Annotated in this window: 21 protein-coding genes; 15 read left to right on the forward strand and 6 right to left on the reverse strand. The window is 74.6% G+C overall.

Annotated features, from left to right (window positions below):
* Positions 1 to 12: 12 nt before the first annotated feature.
* The 4 genes from V6U88_RS17775 to V6U88_RS17790 form a co-directional block, all read right to left on the reverse strand.
* Positions 13 to 741: an ATP-binding protein gene (locus V6U88_RS17775; RefSeq protein WP_334454376.1), complete on the reverse strand. Its 729-nt coding sequence runs from the start codon at positions 739 to 741 to the stop codon at positions 13 to 15.
* Positions 742 to 831: 90 nt separating this feature from the next.
* Entirely contained in the window at positions 832 to 1,296 is a 465-nt protein-coding gene (locus V6U88_RS17780; protein WP_442934650.1) for a DUF4383 domain-containing protein, read from the reverse strand.
* 98 nt (positions 1,297 to 1,394) lie between these two features.
* Entirely contained in the window at positions 1,395 to 2,552 is a 1,158-nt protein-coding gene (locus V6U88_RS17785) for a glycosyltransferase (RefSeq protein WP_334454378.1), read from the reverse strand.
* A gap of 103 nt (positions 2,553 to 2,655) precedes the next feature.
* Positions 2,656 to 3,669 (reverse strand): glucosyl-3-phosphoglycerate synthase, encoded by a 1,014-nt coding sequence (locus V6U88_RS17790; protein WP_334454380.1) that lies wholly within the window; start codon positions 3,667 to 3,669, stop codon positions 2,656 to 2,658.
* Positions 3,670 to 3,886: 217 nt separating this feature from the next.
* On the opposite strand from V6U88_RS17790, the gene V6U88_RS17795 reads away from it, so the two are divergent.
* The 7 genes from V6U88_RS17795 (at position 3,887) to V6U88_RS17825 (ending at position 12,505) form a co-directional block, all read left to right on the forward strand.
* The gene (locus V6U88_RS17795) at positions 3,887 to 4,900 is read left to right on the forward strand and encodes a Gfo/Idh/MocA family protein (protein WP_334454381.1); all 1,014 of its coding nucleotides are present in this window, start codon (positions 3,887 to 3,889) and stop codon (positions 4,898 to 4,900) included.
* A complete protein-coding gene (locus V6U88_RS17800) occupies positions 4,893 to 5,981 on the forward strand; it encodes a zinc-binding dehydrogenase (protein ID WP_334454383.1) in 1,089 nt (362 codons plus the stop codon). Before V6U88_RS17795 ends, V6U88_RS17800 begins: the two co-directional genes overlap by 8 nt.
* Before the next feature lie 46 nt (positions 5,982 to 6,027).
* Positions 6,028 to 7,779: an ABC transporter ATP-binding protein gene (locus V6U88_RS17805; RefSeq protein ID WP_334454384.1), complete on the forward strand. Its 1,752-nt coding sequence runs from the start codon at positions 6,028 to 6,030 to the stop codon at positions 7,777 to 7,779.
* 110 nt (positions 7,780 to 7,889) lie between these two features.
* Complete coding sequence (secA2, locus tag V6U88_RS17810; RefSeq protein WP_334454385.1) at positions 7,890 to 10,181, forward strand: accessory Sec system translocase SecA2; 2,292 nt, start codon at positions 7,890 to 7,892, stop codon at positions 10,179 to 10,181.
* A gap of 177 nt (positions 10,182 to 10,358) precedes the next feature.
* Positions 10,359 to 11,099 carry a GAF and ANTAR domain-containing protein gene (locus V6U88_RS17815; protein ID WP_334454711.1) on the forward strand — a complete coding sequence of 247 codons (741 nt, stop codon included), beginning with the start codon at positions 10,359 to 10,361 and terminating at the stop codon, positions 11,097 to 11,099.
* 74 nt (positions 11,100 to 11,173) lie between these two features.
* Positions 11,174 to 11,680 carry a DUF2231 domain-containing protein gene (locus V6U88_RS17820; protein WP_334454387.1) on the forward strand — a complete coding sequence of 169 codons (507 nt, stop codon included), beginning with the start codon at positions 11,174 to 11,176 and terminating at the stop codon, positions 11,678 to 11,680.
* 66 nt (positions 11,681 to 11,746) lie between these two features.
* The gene (locus tag V6U88_RS17825; protein ID WP_334454389.1) at positions 11,747 to 12,505 is read left to right on the forward strand and encodes a class I SAM-dependent methyltransferase; all 759 of its coding nucleotides are present in this window, start codon (positions 11,747 to 11,749) and stop codon (positions 12,503 to 12,505) included.
* Positions 12,506 to 12,511: 6 nt separating this feature from the next.
* On the opposite strand, the gene V6U88_RS17830 is transcribed toward V6U88_RS17825, so the two are convergent.
* Positions 12,512 to 13,456: a DUF3500 domain-containing protein gene (locus V6U88_RS17830; RefSeq protein WP_334454390.1), complete on the reverse strand. Its 945-nt coding sequence runs from the start codon at positions 13,454 to 13,456 to the stop codon at positions 12,512 to 12,514.
* A gap of 9 nt (positions 13,457 to 13,465) precedes the next feature.
* Complete coding sequence (locus V6U88_RS17835; RefSeq protein ID WP_334454391.1) at positions 13,466 to 13,711, reverse strand: ankyrin repeat domain-containing protein; 246 nt, start codon at positions 13,709 to 13,711, stop codon at positions 13,466 to 13,468.
* Between the two features lie 66 nt (positions 13,712 to 13,777).
* Here V6U88_RS17835 and V6U88_RS17840 point away from each other — a divergent pair, with 66 nt between their 5' ends.
* The 8 genes from V6U88_RS17840 to V6U88_RS17875 all read left to right on the forward strand — a co-directional run bounded on the left by V6U88_RS17840 (position 13,778) and on the right by V6U88_RS17875 (position 18,950).
* Positions 13,778 to 14,149 carry a signal peptidase I gene (locus V6U88_RS17840; RefSeq protein ID WP_334454393.1) on the forward strand — a complete coding sequence of 124 codons (372 nt, stop codon included), beginning with the start codon at positions 13,778 to 13,780 and terminating at the stop codon, positions 14,147 to 14,149.
* Between the two features lie 107 nt (positions 14,150 to 14,256).
* Positions 14,257 to 14,694: a cysteine dioxygenase gene (locus tag V6U88_RS17845; protein WP_334454395.1), complete on the forward strand. Its 438-nt coding sequence runs from the start codon at positions 14,257 to 14,259 to the stop codon at positions 14,692 to 14,694.
* Between the two features lie 53 nt (positions 14,695 to 14,747).
* On the forward strand, positions 14,748 to 15,242 hold the full coding sequence (locus V6U88_RS17850) for a rhodanese-like domain-containing protein (RefSeq protein WP_334454396.1): 495 nt from the start codon (positions 14,748 to 14,750) through the stop codon (positions 15,240 to 15,242).
* A gap of 50 nt (positions 15,243 to 15,292) precedes the next feature.
* Positions 15,293 to 15,850, forward strand: a complete 558-nt coding sequence (locus V6U88_RS17855; protein ID WP_334454397.1) for a winged helix-turn-helix domain-containing protein — start codon at positions 15,293 to 15,295, stop codon at positions 15,848 to 15,850.
* A 278-nt stretch (positions 15,851 to 16,128) separates the two neighbouring features.
* Complete coding sequence (locus V6U88_RS17860; protein WP_334454399.1) at positions 16,129 to 16,737, forward strand: winged helix-turn-helix domain-containing protein; 609 nt, start codon at positions 16,129 to 16,131, stop codon at positions 16,735 to 16,737.
* Between the two features lie 51 nt (positions 16,738 to 16,788).
* Positions 16,789 to 17,508 (forward strand): uridine kinase, encoded by a 720-nt coding sequence (locus V6U88_RS17865; protein WP_334454401.1) that lies wholly within the window; start codon positions 16,789 to 16,791, stop codon positions 17,506 to 17,508.
* Between the two features lie 116 nt (positions 17,509 to 17,624).
* Positions 17,625 to 18,023, forward strand: a complete 399-nt coding sequence (locus V6U88_RS17870; protein ID WP_334454402.1) for a TraR/DksA family transcriptional regulator — start codon at positions 17,625 to 17,627, stop codon at positions 18,021 to 18,023.
* 51 nt (positions 18,024 to 18,074) lie between these two features.
* Positions 18,075 to 18,950 (forward strand): DUF72 domain-containing protein, encoded by an 876-nt coding sequence (locus V6U88_RS17875; RefSeq protein ID WP_334454404.1) that lies wholly within the window; start codon positions 18,075 to 18,077, stop codon positions 18,948 to 18,950.
* The last annotated feature ends 94 nt before the right edge of the window (positions 18,951 to 19,044 follow it).

Consider the following 19,044-nt stretch of genomic DNA (forward strand, 5'->3'; position numbering starts at 1 on the left):
AGGGAATTTCGGTCAATTGGCGGGCACGACGGCCCAGACGACCTTCCCGTCGGCCAGTGGGGCACTGCCCCACCGCTGCGCCATCTCCCGGACCAGCATCAGGCCGCGCCCACCCTCGGCGCGCAGCTCCGGGCTGGTCGCCCGCGCCGCGCTGCGACTGCCGTCGGTCACCGCCACGTGCAGGTACGGCCGGCGCAGCGTGAGAGTCACCTGCATCGGGGTGTGCGCGTGCCGCACCACGTTGCCGACCAGTTCGCTGAGCACCAGCGACGCCGGGCCGACCAGCTCCGGGGCGTTCCACCGGCCGCAGGCCTCGCCGACCAGTTCCCGGGCCCGCCGGCAGGCGCTGGCCACCGGCTCCAGCCGGGCCCGCAGCCGCGGTGAGGCGCTCTCGCCGGCCAGCCGGGTCGCCTCGGCGCAGTCCCGGTGCACCGGCACCACGCGGCAGGTGCTGGACTCGGCGAGCCAGGCGGCCGCGTCCGAGGGGGGAGCGCAGAGCAGTACCGGCACGGCCGGCCAGTCGGCGGCGTGCCGGGCCGTGGCGGCGAAGACGGAGAGCGCGAGCCGGTCACCGACCGTGACCCGCGCCAGGTCGACCACCAGCGCGTCCGGCTGGGAGGAGAGGCAGCGGTCCAGCACCGTGTGCACCGACCGCATCGTGCCCAGATCGAGCGCGCCGTGCAGGCGCACGACGGTCACGCGTGACTCGTCGTGCACCTCGCAGGTGATCCGGCTCGCCATCGGCCCCTCGATTCCGCTCGCGTGCCCAGGTTCAGCCAGGTACCCGGGGTCTCGCCGGATGAAACCGGACCGATCGGATACCGGGCCTCGTCAGCGGCGATCCCCGTCACGTCCGGTGAGCAGGCCGAGCGCCAGCATGCCGAGCCCGAGTCCGAGGTGCAGGAGGTCGTCGGCGGCGTTGACCGGGATGACGTTCGCGGCGCTGCCGTGGTCGACGGCCAGCCCGTAGAGCCAGAGCACGAGGTAGACCGCGCCGCCACCGATCAGGTAGGCGCGCGCCAGCCGGACGGTGCGCGACAGCGCGAGCCCGGCCACCCCGAAGCCCAGGTGCAGCAGGTTGTGCAGCACCGACACCTGGAACACCCCGAGCAGGAGGGCGCCGGACTGGTGCCCGGCCAGCCGCAGGTCGGCGTAGTTGTTGGTCACCCCCGGCAGGAAGCCGAGGGCGCCGATGAGCAGGAACACCACCCCGACCGTGGCGGCGGCCCGGCGTACCGGCGCGCGGCCGTCCGCGGGGTTGCGCCGGGCCCGGGAGTGGGCCATCGGACCGGCCATCGTGCGCTCCCTCCGTCGCGTCGCGGCGTTCCCGTCCCCCCGCACGACAAACGGGCCCGGACCATGCCGGTCCGGGCCCGTGCGAGTCGGGGTACGCCTCAGACGACCTGCAACTGCCGGACCCCGGCGCCCTGCCGGACCCGCTCGTACAGCTCGACGTAGCGCTGCGCCATCACCGCCGGGGTGAACCGGCTCGCGGCCTCCCGCCGGCACTCGTCCGTGTCGAGCAGGTCGGCCGCCAGCAGCAGCTCGCCGAGCTCGTCCTCGTCGCCGGTGAGCAGGCCGGTGCGCCCGTGCTCGATCAGCTCGGGCAGGCAGCCGCGGGCGGTCGCCACCACCGGCGTGCCCAGCGCGAGGGACTCCACCACCGCGGTACCGCCCGGTTCCTCCCAGCGCAGCGGGAAGAGCGAGGCCTTCGCCCCGGCCAGCAGGTCGTCGCGCTCCTGCCCGGCCACCGTGCCGACCCAGCGGACCAGGTCGCCGTCGACGTGCGGGGCCACCTCGTCGTAGAAGAAGCGCACGTCCGGGTTCTGCCGGGCCTCGTCCCCGGCCGCGGCCAGGTCCTCCGGCCGGTGGTACGGCCCGACCGGCCCGGCGAGCATCAGTGGCACCCCGACCCGCTGGGCCAGCCGGGCGCCCACGTCCTGCCCCTTGCCCGGGTTGATCCGCCCCAGGATGATCGCGTAGTCGCCCTTCTCCGGGCGCGGCGCGCGGTCGGCGTCGACGGCCAGCGGGGTGGACAGGTGCACGTGCCCCACCGAGTGCTCCCGCAGCGCCCGGGGAGCGCGGGCCAGCTGGGAGGCGGAGACGCCGTTGACCCGGACCCGGTCACCGGCGTCGAGGTTGCCGTAGAGCTCGGGGTGCTTGGCCAGGTCCCAGTGCAGCGTGTGCAGCGCCGGCGGGGCGTCCGGCCCCATCGCGGCGAGGGTGGCCAGCCCGACGGCCTCCACGTGGTCGTGCACCAGGTCGATGTCGTCGCGCCGGCGCAGCTGCCGGACGACCCCGTTGAGGTGGGCCTGCGAGATCCCGCACACCTGGTTGTAGGGCCGCTGCAGGGCGTGGAACTGCCCGTCGGGGAAGACCGAGAACTTCTCGTCCACCGGCAGCGTGCTGCTGTCGACCGAGGCCAGCACCACCCGTACGCCCAGCCGCCGCAGCTCCGGGACCAGGGTGGCGATGACGTTCTCGATCCCGCCGTAGCCGGGAGGCGGCACGGACAACCAGGGGCCGGCGTTCATCAGGACGGTGAGGCTCATCGCGCTGTGGTCCTTCCCTCGGCGGAGGCCCGGTCGGCCGTCCGCTCTCCGCCCCCGGCCGGCTGCTGCCGGCCGTCGGGTGCCCATCGCGGCGACCCGCCGCTCACGCCGCCACCCGCCGGCGCGGCACCCGGTGCTTGAGCTGGGCCAGCGGCGGGCGCTCCTCCACGGAGACGTCGCTGACCACGATCTCCCGGTCCAGGTTGGGCAGCGCGTCCGAGCCGCCCCGACGGAACTGGGTGAGCAGGGTGGCCGGCATGGTGCCGGGACTGGCCCAGCCGCGGCGCTGCAACCGCGACCAGGCGGTGTGCATGATTTGCGCGGACATCCGGCCCAGCGCCGCGGTGTCCTGGTGGCGGTGCTTGCGCTCGCCGAGGTCCACCTGGGCGAGGGCGTCCAGGCCGACCAGTTCCAGCAGGTCGATCAGCATCGCCGTCTCGACCCCGTAGCCGGAGACGAACGGCACCTGCTCCAGCACCTCCCGGCGGCCGGCGTACTCCCCGGCGAGGGGCTGCACGAAGCCGGCCAGCTCCGGCCAGAAGAGGTTGAGCAGCGGGCGGGCCATCAGCTCCGTCACCCGCCCGCCGCCGTCGGCCTCCACGCTGGTGGCGCCCACCAGCGGTCGGTGGTAGAAGCCCTTCACGAAGTCCACCGACGGGTCGGTCAGCAGCGGTCCGATCAGGCCGGTCACGAAGTGCGGGCGGAACTCGCGCAGGTCGGCATCGACGAAGGCGACCACGTCTCCCTCCGCGGCGGCCAGGCCGGCCCAGAGGGCGTCGCCCTTGCCGCTCAACCGGGGCAGTCCCCGGGTCATCGCGTCCTGGCTGACCACCTCGGCACCCGCGGCGCGGGCGACCTGGGCGGTCCGGTCGGTGGACCGGGAGTCCACCACGATCAGCTCATCGACCAGGGCGACCCGGTCCATCAGGTGTTCGCGGATCGTCGACACGATCGCGCCGACCGTCGCCTCCTCGTTGCGGGCCGGCAGCACCACGCTGACCCGGCTGTCACCCTTGGCGCGCACCAACCGACGCGCCGGCCAGTCGCCGGCCGAAGTCGTCCGGTACGTGGCCCATGCCTCCACCACAGGTGAGACGATCGAATCTGTATCCCGCACTGGCACACCCCCAGATCGTGGCGGAAAACGCGGACTTGGTTTTCCCATCTCCACCCGCGCGCTAACCGGATCATGCCTAACAGCTTGATCACGGACCGTGCACCGGCTGGTTCCCGCCAGATGAACGGTTCGTTGCCGGGCGCGCCGGGTTTCGCGTTCGGCCGCTGCGGAAAGTGCTGTTCCCGAGTCGTGAAACAGCGTCGAGAGGGTCGGTGGAATGCGCACGTGCCGGGTGGGACTGGTAGGGGCCGGCGGGGTGGCACAACGCCATGCCCGCGTGTTGAGCGGTTTCGAGGACGTGGAACTGCTCGGGGTGACCGACGTGGCCCGGGACGCGGCGGCGGAGCTGGCGGGCGCGCACGGCGGCCGGAGCTTCGTCGACATCGACGAGCTGCTCGCCGCCGGGCCGGACGCGGTGTACGTCTGCGTTCCGCCGTTCGCGCACGGGCCGGTGGAGGAGGCGATCATCGCCGCCGGTGTCCCGATGTTCGTGGAGAAGCCCGTCGCGGTCGACCTGGACACCGCCGAGCGGATCGCCGCGCTGGTCGAGCAGAAGCGGCTGCTGACCGCCGTGGGCCACCACTGGCGGTACCTGCACATCGTGGAGCAGGCCCGCGAGCTGCTGGCCGACCGGCCGGTGCGGATGGTCAACGGCGCCTGGCTGGACAAGGTCCCGCCGGTGCCGTGGTGGGCGGTGCGGGACCGCTCCGGCGGGCCGGTGGTCGAGCAGGCCGCGCACGTGCTGGACCTGGTCCGGTCGCTGGTCGGCGAGGCGGTCGAGGTGACCGCGTACGGCGACGGCAGCCCGCCGCCGGTCGAGGGCGCCGACATCGACTCGGTGACCGCGGCCACCCTGCGGTTCGCCAACGGGGCGGTGGGCACCCTTTCCGCGGCCTGCGTGCTGACCTGGAAGCACCGGGCCGGGCTGGAGATCCTCGCCGACGGGCTGGCGCTGTCGCTGGCCGAGGACGGCCTGGTGGTTTGCGACGCCGACGGGGAGCGCCGGATGGAGTCCGACCCGGACGGCGCCCGGGTCGCCGTCGACCGGGCCTTCATCGACGCGGTGACCGGGGTCGGCGACGACGTCCGGGTGCCGTACGCCGAGGCGCTGCGCACCCAGCGGCTGGCGCTGGCGGTCGCCGAGTCGGCCCGCACCGGCCGTGCCGTGACCCTGCCGACCGGCCCGGCCGCCGCGCCGCTGGCCCGCGCGGGGGTGAGCGTCGATGCGTGACAAGGTCGTGGTGGTCAGCGGCCCCGGCACCGTCGAGCTGGTCGAGCAGGACGCCGCCGAGCTGCGCGAGGGCACCTTCCGGGTGGAGACGCTCTACAGCGGAGTCTCCGCCGGCACCGAGCTGAGCTTCGTCAAGGGCACCAACCCCTACCTCAACGTCACCTGGAACCCGGACCTGGGTCTGTTCCAGCCCGGCGAGGCGAGCACTCCGTACCCGGTCACCCGGCTCGGCTACATGCAGGTCGGCCGGGTGGTGGAGAGCCGCACCCCGGCCGTACCGGTCGGCACGGTCGGGGCCATGACCTACGGGCACCGCAGCGGCTGGGTGGCCGACCCGGTCGCCGAGCGGTTCGTCCCGCTCCCGGACGACCTCGACCCGCTGCTCGGCGTCTACGTCGCGCACATGGGCCCGATCTGCGCCAACGGCCTGCTGCACGCCGCCGCCGACCTGTGCGGCACCGACGTCCGCTCGCTCGGCGACGGGGTGCGCGGCCGGCGGATCGCGGTGGTCGGCAGCGGGGTAGTGGCGCTGCTCACCGCCCTGTTCGCCAAGCGGCACGGCGCCGCCTCGGTGGTGGTGCTGGACCCGACGCCGCAGCGGCGGCAGGTCGCCGAGGCGCTCGGCCTGGAGACGCTCGACCCGGAGGCCGACGACCCGGCCGTGGTGCTCAAGACCCGGTGGAACCACGCCGCCGGGGACCGGGGCGCCGACGTGGTGTTCCAGTGCCGCGGCCAGGCCTGGGCGCTGCACCTGGCGCTGCGCCTGCTGCGCCCGCAGGGCACCGTGATCGACCTGGCCTTCTACCAGGACGGCGCGGACGCCGTCCGGTTCGGCGAGGAGTTCCACCACAACGGGCTCTCGCTGCGCTGCGCGCAGATCGGGCGGGTGCCGCGCGGGCTGGCGTCGACCTGGGACCGGGAACGGCTCTCCGCCGAGACCATCGAGCTGCTGCGGCAGTACGGGGACGTGATCCGCAAGCATCTCGTCTCGGCGGTGGTGCCGCTGGAGGAGGCGCCCACTCTCCTGACCGACCTGGCCGAACGCCGCCGGCAGGAACTCCAGGTGGTGCTGACCGGCTGACCACCGCCCCGGCGCCCGACTGGGTGCCGGCGGATACGGTCGGCCCATGACCACCACCGCCACCGCCGGCCGGCCCCTCGGCCTGGCCGCCCTGCTGCCGTACCTGCGCGCCCACCGCGGCACCCTCGCCGTGGTGGGCGCGTTGTCGCTGGCCGGCGCGGGCGCGTCGCTGGCCCAGCCGCTGCTCACCCGCCAGGTGCTCGACGGGTTGGCCGCGGCCCGCCCGGTCGGCGGCCTGGTGGTGGTGCTGGTGGCTCTGGTGGTGGTCGGCGCGGCCCTCGGCGGCCTGCGCGACTTCCTGCTGCAACGCACCGCCGAGGGCGTCGTGCTGGGCACCCGCCGCCGGCTCGCCGGGCACCTGCTGCGGCTGCCCATCGTCGAGTACGACCGGCGCCGCACCGGCGACCTGCTCTCCCGGGTGGGCTCCGACACCACCCTGCTGCGGGCCGTGGTCACCTCCGGGCTGTTCGAGACGGTCACCGGCGCGGTGATGGTCGTCGGCGCGGCCGGCGCGATGGCGTTGCTCGACCCGGTGCTGTTCGGGGTGACCCTGCTGGGTGTGGCCGCCGGCATCGGGTTCGCGCTCACCGTGGCCCGCCGGGTGCGCGCGCTCTCCCGTGCCGCCCAGGAGCGCGTCGGCGAGATGACCTCCGCCGTCGAGCGGGCCATCTCCGCCGCCCGCACCATCCGCGCCGCCGGCGCCGAGCGCCGCGAGGCCGACGCCGTCGGCGCCAGCGCCACGCAGGCGTACGCGGCGGGGCTGCGGGTGGCCCGGGTGCAGGCGGTCGTCGGCCCGGTCAGCGCGGTCACCATCCAGGGCGCGTTCCTGCTGGTCCTCGGCGTGGGCGGGGCCCGGGTCGCGGCCGGCGCGATCACCGTCGGCGACCTGGTGGCCTTCGTGATGTTCCTGTTCTTCCTGGTCCTGCCGCTCGGCCAGGCGGTGCACGCGTACACGCAGCTGCAGACCGGGCTGGGCGCCCTGCAGCGGATCGAGGAGGTGCTGGCCGTACCGGTGGAGGACGCCGGGGACGACGCGGCCCCGGCGACGGCCCCGCCGGCCGGCCGCCCCGCGATGATCGAGTTCGACCGGGTGGGGTTCGGCTATCCCGACGGCGCGCCGGTGCTGCACGAGGTGAGCTTCACCGTGCCGACCGGCACCCGCACCGCCCTGGTCGGCCCCTCCGGGGCCGGCAAGTCGACGCTGCTCGCGCTGGTCGAGCGCTTCTACGAGGTCACCTCCGGGTCGCTGCGGATCGACGGCGTCGACGTGCGCCGGCTGCCCCGGGCCGCCCTGCGGGCCCGGCTCGGCTACGTTGAGCAGGAGGCCCCGGTGCTGGCCGGCACGCTGCGGGACAACCTGCTCATCGGCGCCCCGGACGCGACCGACGCCGCGCTGCGCGCCGTCCTCGACGAGGTCAACCTCGGCCACCTCGCCGAACGCACCGACGCCGGGCTGGACGTGCAGGTGGGGGAGGGCGGGGTGCTGCTCTCCGGTGGCGAGCGGCAGCGCCTGGCGATCGCCCGGGCGCTGCTCGCCGGCCCGCCTGTGTTGCTGCTCGACGAGCCGACCAGCAACCTCGACGCGCGCAACGAGGCGGCGCTGCGCCGGGCCATCGACGCGGTGGCGGTGCGGCGTACCCTGCTGATCGTCGCGCACCGGCTCGCCACGGTCGTCGACGCCGACCAGATCGTGGTGCTCGACGGCGGCCGGGTGGTCGCCGTCGGCACCCACGACGAATTGACCGTCACCAGTCCGCTCTACCGCGAGCTGGCCGCCCACCAGCTGCTGGTGAGCTGACCCGCCCCGCCCCCGCTGACCTGCCCCGACGGGCCGGAACGGGGACACCGGGGACGCCCCGGACGAGCCGGGCAGCCACGGCCGGGCCGGTTCGCGTACCGTTGCCGCTCATGGGTGTGTCGCAACGGTTGAAGAGCAGGTTCCGGCGGTTCCTCCAGCGCCCGGGGACGACGGTCGACCTGGCCCCGCTGGAGAAGTTGCTGCCGCAGATCGCCGCGCGCGAGGACGAGCTGTCCGCCCTCGACGACGCCGAGCTGACCGAGGCCGCCGGTGCCGCCACGGAGTACGCGGAGATCTGCGCCATCGGCCGGGAGGCCGCCCGTCGCGGGCTGGACCAGCGGCCGTACGACGTGCAGCTGCTCGGCGCGATGGCGCTGCTGTCGGGCAAGGTCGCCGAGATGGCCACCGGTGAGGGCAAGACGCTCACCGCCACCATCGCCGCGTACGGACACGTCCGGCTGGGCAACGGCCCGGTGCACGTGCTCACCGTCAACGACTACCTGGCCCGCCGCGACGCCGAGTGGATGGCGCCGGTCTACCGGCTGCTCGGGCTCACCGTCGCCTGGGTCAACGAGGCCTCCACCCCCGAGGAGCGGCGCGCCGCGTACGCCTGCGACGTCACCTACGTCTCGGTCAGCGAGGCCGGCTTCGACTTCCTGCGCGACCAGCTCGTCACCGACCTTGCCGAGCGGGTCCAGCCGCCGCTGAAGACCGCGATCGTCGACGAGGCCGACTCCATCCTGATCGACGAGGCCCGGGTGCCGATGGTGCTCGCCGGCGCGGTCGCCGGTGAGCAGGACCCGGTGCACGCCGCCGCGGCGCTGGTGCGCGGCCTGCGCAGTGGCAAGCACTACACCGTGGCCGAGGACGGTCGCAGCGTGGCGTTCACCGCCGCCGGCCTGGCCACCGTCGAGGCGAAGCTCGGCGGCATCGACCTGTACGACACCGAGCACGTCGGGCAGCTCTCCGCGGTCAACGTGGCGCTGCACGCGCACGCCCTGCTGCACCGTGACGTCGACTACATCGTCCGGGACGGCTCGGTCGAGCTGATCGACGAGATGCGCGGCCGGGTGGCCCAGCGCCGCCGCTGGCCGGACGGTCTCCAGGCGGCGGTCGAGGCGAAGGAGGGCCTGGACGCCACCGCCGAGGGCGAGGTGCTGGGCACCATCGCCGTGCAGGCGTACATCGCGCTCTACCCCACCGTCTGCGGCATGACCGCGACCGCGGTGCTCGTCGGCGACCAGCTGCGGGAGTTCTTCGGCCTCGAGGTGGCGGTGATCCCGCCGAACACCCCCTGCGTCCGGGAGGACGAGCCGGACCGGATCTACGCGACCCGGGCCGAGAAGGAGGAGGCGCTGATCGACGAGATCACGCGCTGCCACCGCGCCGGCCGGCCGGTGCTGGTCGGCACCCTCGACGTCAAGGAGTCCGAGGGGCTGGCCGCCGGCCTGAACGCCGCCGGGGTGCCCTGCGTCGTGCTCAACGCCAAGAACGACGACGAGGAGGCGGCGATCATCGCCGAGGCCGGCGCGTACGGCGCGGTGACCGTCTCCACCCAGATGGCCGGCCGGGGCGTGGACATCCGCCTCGGCGGCAGCGACCAGGCCGACCGGGAGCGGGTGGCCGAGCTGGGCGGGCTGTACGTCCTCGGCAGCGGCCGGCACGACAGCCGCCGGGTCGACGACCAGCTGCGCGGCCGGGCCGGCCGGCAGGGCGACCCCGGTGGCTCGGTCTTCTTCGTCAGCCTGGAGGACGACCTGGTGGTCCGGCACGCCGGCGACACCGTGCCGGCCTCGCCGCGGATGAACGCCGACGGCCTGGTCACCGACGAGCAGGTGGACTACGCCGTGGAGCACGCCCAGCGGGTGGCCGAGGGCGTCAACCACGAGATCCACCGCAACACCTGGCGCTACAGCGTGGTGATCGAGCAGCAGCGCAAGGCCCTCGCCGAGCGCCGCGAGCGGCTGCTCACCAGCGACGTGGCCGCGCTGATGCTGCTCGACCGGGTGCCGGAGAAGGCCGGCGAGATGGACGAGGACCTGCTCGCCCGGGTGGCCCGGTCCATCGCGCTGTACCACCTCGACCGGCTCTGGGCCGAGCACCTGGCCGAGCTCTCCGAGGTCCGCGAGGGCGTGCACCTGCGGGCGCTGGGCCGCCTCGACCCGCTGGACGAGTTCCACCGAGCGGCGGTGCCGGCGTTCAACAACCTCGTCCCCGAGATCGAGACCCGGACCATCGCCACCTTCACCGAGACCGAGTTCGACGCCGACTGGGAGCCGGACGCCGCCAAGCTGGTGCGGCCGAGCGCCACCTGGACGTACCTGGTCCACGACAACCCGTTCGGCTCGGAGCTGGACCGGCTGATCGCCTCGGTCGGCCGGCGGCTCTCCGCCGCGCGCTGACCGGCAGACGGGGTCCCTTCCGGCGCCGACACGCGCCGGAAGGGACCCCTTTGCGCGGTTTCGATCCCGGTTTGCGAGGGTAGTAGCCCGGGGCTCAAGAGTCAGGGGAGATCACACGATGAGACAGGCAACGGGGCCGGTCGGCGGGGTCGGTCGGTGCGCGGGGGCCGTGCGCCGGTGAACCTGGACATGCGGGAACCGTTGATCGACACCCTCGGCGTGCTGGAGACCGCAGCCCTGCTGCGCGAGCTGACCGCCGGTCTGATCGCCGCCGACGACTTCGACGAGGCGCTGGCCCGGCTGGTACGCATCGCCCGGGACGCCGTACCCGAGGTGACCTGGTGCGGCTTCACCGCGCTGCGCGCCGGGGAGCCGGCCGGGGTGGCCGCTTCCGACCCTCGGCTGGCGGAGCTGGACGACCTGCGGCACGGCCCGGAGTCGCCGGCGATGACCGCCATCGGGCGGCGCGAGATGACCGTCGCGCAGGACCTCGCCGCCGAGGAGCGCTGGCCGGGCTGGACGGCCCGGGCGCGCGGCCTCGGCGTGCGCGGGGTGATCTCCGCGCCGGTCGACGTCGACGAGCAGGCCATCGGGGTGATCAACCTCTACACCGACTCCGCCGGCACCTTCACGGCGCGGCACCAGCTCACCGCGATGCTGCTGGCCGAGCACGCCGGCCTGCTGCTGAAGGCGGTGCGCGACCGGGTCAAGCAGGTGGAGCGGGCCGGCGAGCTGGACGGGTCGCTGCTGGAGGAGGGCGTGGTCGGCCAGGCGGTCGGAGTGATCATGACCCAGCGCGGGTGCCCCGCGCCGGAGGCCCTCGACGTGCTGCGCAACGCGGCGTCTTCGCTGGACATCCCGCTGCGCGAGGTCGCCGAGCGGCTGGTCGCCACGGTGTCGCGTCCCCGGGAGGGTTGAGCGCGTCGTTTCGCCCCATTGGCGTCCGGGTAGCACCATGGATCCGTGATTGACGCGATCCTGGGGAGGCACCGATGGAGAGCCGGCTGCGGGTGCAGGGGCATCCGATCCAACCGATGCTGGTGACGTTCCCGTTCGGGCTCTTCGTCAGCGCGGTCGTCTTCGACCTCGCCGACGTGGCCGGCGGGCCGGCCTTCCTCGGCGAGGTCGGCTACTGGACGGCGATCGCCGCCCTGGTCGCCGCCGCGCTCGCCGGGGTCGCCGGCATGGTCGACCTGTGGGACGTCCGCGCGGGCCGGACCCGCCGCACCATGGTCACCTTCAACCTGGTCAACGCCGGCATGGCCGCGCTCTTCCTGCTGGCCTGCCTGATCCGGGCCGACGCGCCGCAGCGCGGCGCCGGCGGAGTGCTGCTCGTCATCGAGCTGGTCGCCCTCGTGGTCGGCGCGGTCGGGGTCCGGCTGGGCGCGCGCCTGATGCGCCGGTTCGACGCGGGCCGCCGTGAGCCGAGCGGCTTCGAGGCCTTGGAGGGCGTGCCGGCCGCCGGCGCCACCGTGGAGATCATCCGCCCCCGCGCCTGACCCTCGCCCCCCCGGCCGGGCGATATCCGGTTGCCCGCGGGCGGCGACGGCGGGCACGGTGGCCGGATGGCAGCACGCACCTTCGCCGAGCTGGTCGCCGAGGCGGCGGCCGCGCCCGTGGACGGGTGGGACTTCTCCTGGCTCGACGGCCGGGCCACCGAGGACCGCCCGCCCTGGGGCTACGCCCGGTTGGTGGCGGCCCGGCTGGCGGAGGTCACCGCCGCGCTCGACGTCGACACCGGCGGGGGCGAGGTGCTCGCCGAGGCGCCGGCCCCGCCGCCGCTGCTGGTCGCCACCGAGGCCTGGCCGCCCAACGTCGCCGTCGCCCGCCGTACGCTGCGCCGGGTCGGCGCGAGGGTCGTCCAGGTGGGCCCGGAGTCCGGGCTGCCGTTCCGCGACGGCTCCTTCGACCTCGTCACCAGCCGACACCCGGTCGCCACCGGCTGGGCCGAGACCGCCCGGGTGCTGCGCCCCGGCGGGGCGTACCTGTCCCAGCAGATCGGCCCGGGCACGATGCGCGAGCTGAGCGAGGCGATCCTCGGCCCGCTGCCGCCGCCGCCGACCCGGCACCCGGAGCAGGCCGTCGCCGCCGCCCGGGCCGCCGGCCTGACCGTGGCCCGCCTCGAAGAGGCCACCCTGCGGGCGGTCTTTCACGACGTCGGTGCGGTCGTCTGGTTCCTGCGCAAGGTCGTCTGGACGGTGCCGGGCTTCGACGTCGAGCGGTACCGGCCGCAGCTCGCCGCGCTGGACCGGCGGATCCGCGCCGAGGGGGCCTTCGTCGCCCACGCCCGCCGCTTCCTGATCGAGGCGGTCCGCCCGGCCTGACCGGCGTCAGTGGGCCCGGTCGCGGTGGGCGGCGAGCACGTCGGCGCCGAAGTCGCTGGCGGGGCGGCGCAGCACGGTGTGCGCGTGGTTGCCGTCGTCGGTGGTGTTGTCGTACTCGATCAGCAGGTCGTCGCCCTGCACCCGGTAGTAGTGCCGCCCGCCCGGCCGGGTCGACCCGGCCCAGGCGAAGTGCAGTTCACCGCCGGCGAGCCGGTCCGCCTCGCGGACGGCCAGCTCGGCGGGGAGCCGGTCCAGGTAGAGCGCCACCAGCTGGTCCAGCAGGGCCCGGCCGGTGACCCCGAGCCGGTCGCCGGGCACGCCCAGCGGGGTGAGCGGCGCCTCGATCGACGCCCGGGTGGCGCTGACGATGTCCGCCGGCGCCTCGTCGGCGACGATCGCCGCGTCCCGTGCGGCCGGCCCGATCGCCGCCAGCAGTTCGCGGCCGAGGTCCTCCTCGACGCCGAGCGGGCGGGAGACGGGCCGCCCGGCGTGCCGGACGGTGGCCGGGTTGGCGCCGAGGAAGACCGGGGCGGGGGAGACCTCGTCGTCGACCACCGTCATGCTCACCGACAGGTGGTGCCCCTCGAACCGCCACGCCCAGCGGTCGTCGCGGTTCGGGTCGCCGTACAGGGCCACCCAGTAGTCGCCGCTGTGCCGCCCGCGCCGCCACCCCTCGGCCCGGTCGAGCACCTCCTCCAGCGCCACCACCGTCATCGCCTGCGCGTACGCCGCCGGGCTCAGGGCGGTGGCCAGCAGCCGGTGCGCCGCCTTGCGCCCGGCGCGGTCCAGATCGGCAAGGCAGACGCCGGGTCGCGGCCGAGGCCGGTACTCCAGCCACCGTCGGCCCTGGTCGTCGAAGGCGTAACCGGCGGTGGCGCGCGCCGGCTCGTCGAGCGCGGCCAGCAGCGCGGTGGCCGCCGTGCGCATCCGCTCCGGTACGGGATCGTCCATGGTGTCGCCTCAGCGGGAGGTGAGCAGGGTGAGCATCTCCGGCAGGTCGAAGAAGCGGGCGGTCTCCGCCGCCACCGTCGCCGGATGGGCGTGGTAGGCGGCCAGGATGAGCAGGGTGTCGCTCTTGTCGTTGGTCATGTTCACCGGCAGACCGGCGTCGACGTAGCGGCTCAGCTCCTCGGTCCGGCCGTCGCGGGCCAGGTGGAACATCCGATGGGCGAAGGCGAGCGTCTCCGCGTCCAGGTCGTCGGTCACCTGTCCAGGCTAGTCGGCGGGCACGTCCGGCGGACTGGTAGCTTGCCAGCCCACGACGGGAGGGCCATGGACGAGGTGTACGTGGGCAACGCGGGCGTCGACGGCGCCACCAACGCCGGTTGGCTGCTCGGTCACTTCATGCCCGCCGGCGATCCGCGGCACAGCGCCGATATCGAGGTGAAGTGGGGCGTGCACCCGCCGGGGCAGGCCCGCTCGCGGTGGGCCACGGGGGAGCGGCGGACCGCGCTGCTGGTGCTGGTGAGCGGCCGGTTCCGGATGGAGTTCCCGGACCGGACGGTGGTGCTCGGCACCCCGGGCGACTACGTGGTGTGGGGCCGGGTCGACCACTGCTGGTACGCCGAGCAGGCCTCGGTGGTGCTGACCGTCCGTTGGCCGTCGGTGCCGGGCTACCGGGTGGACCCGCCGGTGCTGCGCTGACCCTGAGGGGAGCGCGGGACCGCCGTCCCAGCATCCGGTATTACCTACTAAACCTATAGGCTTTGGCTCCTATAGTGGTGTCCGGACGCACCACACGGGAGACCACCATGAACGACCTGCTCGCCGCCGCCTCCTCGTACGCCGACCCGGCCGCCTGGCCGGTGCCGCTGCGCTTCGACCCGGTCGAGCGCTGGTACGCCCGGCTCGCCGCCACCGACACGCACGAGGTGTGGGCGCTGAGCTGGCTCCCTGGCCAGGGCACCGACCTGCACGACCACGGCGGCTCCTCCGGCGCCTTCCTCGTCGTCGCCGGGGAACTGACCGAGGAGACGGTGTCCGGCGCACACCTGCGCCCGCACCGCCTGGCGGCCGGCGCGGGGCGACGGTTCGGCCCGCGGCACGTGCACGTGGTGACCAACCGGGCCGACCAGCCCGCCGTCAGCGTCCACGTCTACCGGCCGGCGCTGCGCCGGATGACCCGCTACCGGCTCGTCGCCGGCCGGCTGCGGGTCGCCGACGTGGCCGTGGCCGGGGTCGCCTGGTGATCCCCACCGCCCGTACGCCCGCCCGCCGGCTCGATCCTGGAAGGACCGCGAGGATGCCGCAGCAGCTTCACCCGAGTATCGAGAACTGTCCGGTCCCACCGACGGGATCGCGCGGCATCGACGAGATCCTCGCCGCCGCCCGCGCCCGGCTGCGCCGGCTCGACCCCGAGGCGGCGCACCTGGCGTACCGCGGCGGGGCCCTGATGGTCGACATCCGGTCCGCCGCCCAGCGGGCCGCGCACGGCACCGTGCCGGGCGCGCTGACCATCGAACGCAACGTGCTGGAGTGGCGGCTCGACCCGCGCTGCCCGGCCCGGCTGCCCCAGGCGGTCGGCTACGACCTGCCGGTCGTCGTGATCTGCCAGGAGGGCTACACCTCCTCGCTGGCCGCCGCCGCGCTGCACGACCTCGGCCTGCGCCGGGCCACCGACGTGATCGGCGGCTTCGTCGCCTGGCGCATCGCCGGCCTGCCCGCGCTCGGCCCCACCCCGCCGCCCGGCTCCCCGTCCACCGCGCCCCCGGTGACCGCCGGCCGGGCGCCGCGCTGACCGCCACGCTCCACCGCGCGTGGCGGACGACCCGCCATCTGGAGGCACCGATGTCCGTCGTCGCCATCACCTCGCGCCCGCACCCGCCGGGCCGCCCCGACCGGCCGGGGCCGCCCCGGCCCCGGTCCGCCCCGACGCTGACCATCACCCTCGACCTGGCCGCCGCGCCGCTGACGCCACGGCTGGCCCGCCTGGTCGACCTGCTCGGCGAACTGGCCGAGGCGGGGGAGGGCGTGGTCCGGCTGGCCGAGCCCGCCGCCGTACGGGCGGTGCCGGCCGTGCCCGTGCCGGTCGACGAGCACCCCGACACCCTGCGGGTCCTGGCCGCCTCCCGGCGGGTCCGGCAGGGTGACCGGGAGATCCCGCTCACCCGCATCGAGTTCGACCTGCTGCTCTTCCTCGCCGAGCACCCGCACCGGGTCTTCACCCGGCTGCAGTTGCTGGGCAGCGTCTGGGGCTACGAGCACGCGGTGGCCCGCACCGTCGACGTGCACGTGCGCCGGCTGCGCGCCAAGCTCGGCGCGGACACCCCGCTGGTCACCACCGTGTACGGCGTGGGCTACCGCCTGGCCGACGAGGCCCGGATCCGGGTGGACCGGTTCCGCTGACCGGTCGCCCCCGGGGCGCGCCGCCGACCGTCGGCCCTGGTCGGTGGGGCCGGCACCGGCCGATGTGAACCGGAGCGGGTACCCCCGTCTCCGGCCACCCCGGTGACTCTGCTGTAATCATCTGGCTCGTACGCAGAGCGAGGGTTCGGCTGCGATGTGTTCGTCAATTGTCACATTCATGCAACGTGGCCGCCCCTTGACCCTCGCTCAGGGGCCGGGAAGCATCGATGAAGCGGCGTCCCGGGCCGTGGGTTTACCCGGACCAGCCAAGGAGGACCATGTCGGTCAGCCCCGCCTCGTCGCGCGCCGGATGGCATACGTCCCAACCTGCGGTTCCCGGTCGTCCCCCCGGCGGCCAGCGCCGCCCGGCGAACACGGCCGCACCCGTGCTCACCGTGACCCTGTCCATCCCGTTGGCGTGTGAGGAGTCGTTGACCCCGCCGGCCCGCCGGCTGCTCGAGGCCGCCCGCGAGTTGTTGGAACGCGGCGAGGGCGTCATCAGCACCAACGGCGTCCCCGCCGAGCGGCGGGCCGAGCCGGTGCCCGGCGGCCGGTCCCCGGGCCGGTCGCTCGCGCCGACCATCCCGGCCCTGCACATCCTGGCCTCCTCCCGCTCGGTGCTGCGCGACGGCGAGCCGCTGCCGCTGACCCGGCTGGAGTTCGACCTGCTGCTGCACCTGGTGGCCCACCCGCGCCGGGTGTTCACCCGGTTGCAGCTGCTCAACGCGGTCTGGGGCTACGAGCACGCCGGGGTCCGCACCGTCGACGTGCACGTGCGTCGGCTGCGCGGCAAGGTCGGCGTGGACGTCCCCCTGGTGACCACCGTCTACGGCGTGGGCTACCGGCTCGCCGACGACGCCCGGGTCACCATCGACCGCGCCGGCTGAGCGCCGGGCGTCCCCGACGCACCGGCCGACCGGCCGGGGCACCATGGTCGGATGCGTGTCCGACCCATCTCGCCCGAGCGGCTCGTCGCCGAGCTGACCGAGCGGCTCCTCTCCGCCACCACCGGGCCGGGCCTCCCGGCCGCGACCGGTTCGGGCCCCGACGCCGCGGGCGAGCGGCCCGGCCGGCTGCGGGTCGCCGTCGACGGTCCACCGGCCGCCGCGCCGCAGCGCCTCGCCGAGGCGCTGGTCGACCCGCTGCGCGCGCTCGGCCGCCCGGTGCTGCACGTGCGCGCCGAGGATTTCCTGCGACCCGCCTCGATCCGCTTCGAGCAGGGCCGGACCAACCCGGACGCGTACTACGAGAGCTGGACCGACGAGGCCGGGCTGCGCCGGGAGGTGCTCGACCCCGCCGGCCCCGGCGGCTCCGGACGGGTGCTGCCCTCGCTCTGGGACGCCGCGACCGACCGGGCCAGCCGGGCGGCGTACGTCCCGCTGCCGCCTGGCGCGGTGCTGCTGGTCAGCGGGGCGCTGCTGCTCGGCGGCGGGCTGCCCTTCGACCTCGCGGTGCACCTGGCGCTCTCGCCGGCCGCCCTGGCCCGGCGTACCGACCCGGAGCTGCGCTGGACCCTGCCCGCCTTCGCGCGGTACGCCGACGAGGTCGACCCGGCCTCCTTCGCCGACGTGGTGGTCCGGGCCGACGACCCTCGGCACCCGGCCCTCGTCGAGCCGGACGAACCGGTCGACTCCAGACCGGAAAAGTCGTCGGTTTGATCCACAGCGGAGGTGGGTATTCGCCCGGCTCACAGAGCACGGGTGATCTCGCCCGTGCGGACCGTATCCGGGCGACCGGGCCGACCGGGCCGGAGCCCCACGAAAGGCAGGCAGCGATGCTCGTCCACGACACGGTCGGTACGGGCCGATCCCAGGCGGAGATCGACCAGATCCGACTCTCCCTGAAGGCCCGCTACGACGAGCTGTCCGCGGAGTACGAGCAGGCGGTGGCCCAGAGCCAGGTGCTGCGGCTGGTGGAGGTCGGCGACACCGCCGGCGACGACCAGGCCGACAGCGGCACCAAGACCGCCGAGCGAGACACCGCGCAGTCGTTGCTGCGCACGATCCTGGACCGCCGCGCCCAGTTCGAGCACGCGCTCACCCGCCTCGACGAGGGCACCTACGGCTTCTGCGAGGGCTGCTCGGCGCCGATCCCGGTCGAGCGCCTGGAGATCTTCCCGTCGGCCACCGCCTGCGTGGCGTGCAAGCAGACGCGGGAGCGGCGCGCCGCCTGAGCGGCGTCGTCGCGGGTTGCCGGTCGGGTCCGGGCGCGGTGCACTTCTCCCATGGGTGACATCAAGGTGGGCACCGCGTCCTGGACCGATCCGACCCTGCTGGAGTCCGGGTGGTATCCGCAGACCGCGGACACCCCCGAGAAGCGCCTGGCGTACTACGCCCGGCGCTTTCCGCTGGTCGAGGTGGACGCCACCTACTACTCGCCGCCGGCCGAACGGACCGCGCGGCTGTGGGCCGAGCGCACCCCGGCCGGGTTCACCTTCAACATCAAGGCGTTCAGCCTGCTGACCGGGCACCCGACGAAGGTGTCCGCGCTCTACAAGGACCTGCGGCCGGATACCGAGAAGCGCACCGTCTACCCCGACGACCTGCCGGCGCAGGCGTACGAGGAGGTGTGGACGCGCTTCCTGTCCGCGCTGGACCCGCTGGTCGAGGCGGGCCGGCTCGGTGCGCTGCTGTTCCAGTTCCCGCCCTGGTTCACCATCAAGCGGGAGAACAAGGAGTACCTGCTGGAGGTGGAGCGGCGCTGCCGCCCGCTGCGGCCGGTCTTCGAGTTCCGGCACGCCTCCTGGTTCGACGGCGCCAACGCCGACGAGACCCTCGCCTTCCTGCGCAAGCACCGGCTGCCGTACGTCGGCGTGGACATGCCGCAGGGCCACCGCTCCTCCGTACCCCCGGTGCTGGCCGCCACCGCGAACCTCGCGGTGGTGCGCTTCCACGGGCACAGCGACAAGTGGACCAGCAAGGACATCCACGAGAAGTTCGGCTACCACTACTCCGAACGGGAGTTGCGGGACTGGGCGCCGAAGCTGCGCGAACTGGCCGACTCCGCCGAGCAGACCCACGTGCTGATGAACAATTGTTACCGCGACTACGCCCAGACCAACGCCGCCACCCTGGCCGGCCTGCTCGACGCCGCCGCCTGAGCCGACCGCCGGAGTTCACCCGCTCGGGGTGAGGCCGGCTCACCTGATCGCCGCGCAGCATGGACGGTGTCTGCGGTCCGTCGACCGACGGGAC

The sequence above is a fragment of the Micromonospora sp. CPCC 205739 genome, from assembly GCF_036906795.1.
In the GTDB taxonomy this organism is placed as follows: Bacteria; Actinomycetota; Actinomycetes; order Mycobacteriales; family Micromonosporaceae; genus Micromonospora.

Coding starts and splice junctions, on each gene's coding strand:
- V6U88_RS17775 (WP_334454376.1), bottom strand. CDS start 741: ATGGCGAGCCGGATCACCTGCGAGGTGCACGACGAGTCACGCGTGACC.
- V6U88_RS17780 (WP_442934650.1), bottom strand. CDS start 1,296: ATGGCCGGTCCGATGGCCCACTCCCGGGCCCGGCGCAACCCCGCGGAC.
- V6U88_RS17785 (WP_334454378.1), bottom strand. CDS start 2,552: ATGAGCCTCACCGTCCTGATGAACGCCGGCCCCTGGTTGTCCGTGCCG.
- V6U88_RS17795 (WP_334454381.1), top strand. CDS start 3,887: ATGCGCACGTGCCGGGTGGGACTGGTAGGGGCCGGCGGGGTGGCACAA.
- V6U88_RS17800 (WP_334454383.1), top strand. CDS start 4,893: ATGCGTGACAAGGTCGTGGTGGTCAGCGGCCCCGGCACCGTCGAGCTG.
- V6U88_RS17805 (WP_334454384.1), top strand. CDS start 6,028: ATGACCACCACCGCCACCGCCGGCCGGCCCCTCGGCCTGGCCGCCCTG.
- secA2 (WP_334454385.1), top strand. CDS start 7,890: ATGGGTGTGTCGCAACGGTTGAAGAGCAGGTTCCGGCGGTTCCTCCAG.
- V6U88_RS17820 (WP_334454387.1), top strand. CDS start 11,174: ATGGAGAGCCGGCTGCGGGTGCAGGGGCATCCGATCCAACCGATGCTG.
- V6U88_RS17825 (WP_334454389.1), top strand. CDS start 11,747: ATGGCAGCACGCACCTTCGCCGAGCTGGTCGCCGAGGCGGCGGCCGCG.
- V6U88_RS17830 (WP_334454390.1), bottom strand. CDS start 13,456: ATGGACGATCCCGTACCGGAGCGGATGCGCACGGCGGCCACCGCGCTG.
- V6U88_RS17840 (WP_334454393.1), top strand. CDS start 13,778: ATGGACGAGGTGTACGTGGGCAACGCGGGCGTCGACGGCGCCACCAAC.
- V6U88_RS17845 (WP_334454395.1), top strand. CDS start 14,257: ATGAACGACCTGCTCGCCGCCGCCTCCTCGTACGCCGACCCGGCCGCC.
- V6U88_RS17850 (WP_334454396.1), top strand. CDS start 14,748: ATGCCGCAGCAGCTTCACCCGAGTATCGAGAACTGTCCGGTCCCACCG.
- V6U88_RS17855 (WP_334454397.1), top strand. CDS start 15,293: ATGTCCGTCGTCGCCATCACCTCGCGCCCGCACCCGCCGGGCCGCCCC.
- V6U88_RS17860 (WP_334454399.1), top strand. CDS start 16,129: ATGTCGGTCAGCCCCGCCTCGTCGCGCGCCGGATGGCATACGTCCCAA.
- V6U88_RS17865 (WP_334454401.1), top strand. CDS start 16,789: ATGCGTGTCCGACCCATCTCGCCCGAGCGGCTCGTCGCCGAGCTGACC.
- V6U88_RS17870 (WP_334454402.1), top strand. CDS start 17,625: ATGCTCGTCCACGACACGGTCGGTACGGGCCGATCCCAGGCGGAGATC.
- V6U88_RS17875 (WP_334454404.1), top strand. CDS start 18,075: ATGGGTGACATCAAGGTGGGCACCGCGTCCTGGACCGATCCGACCCTG.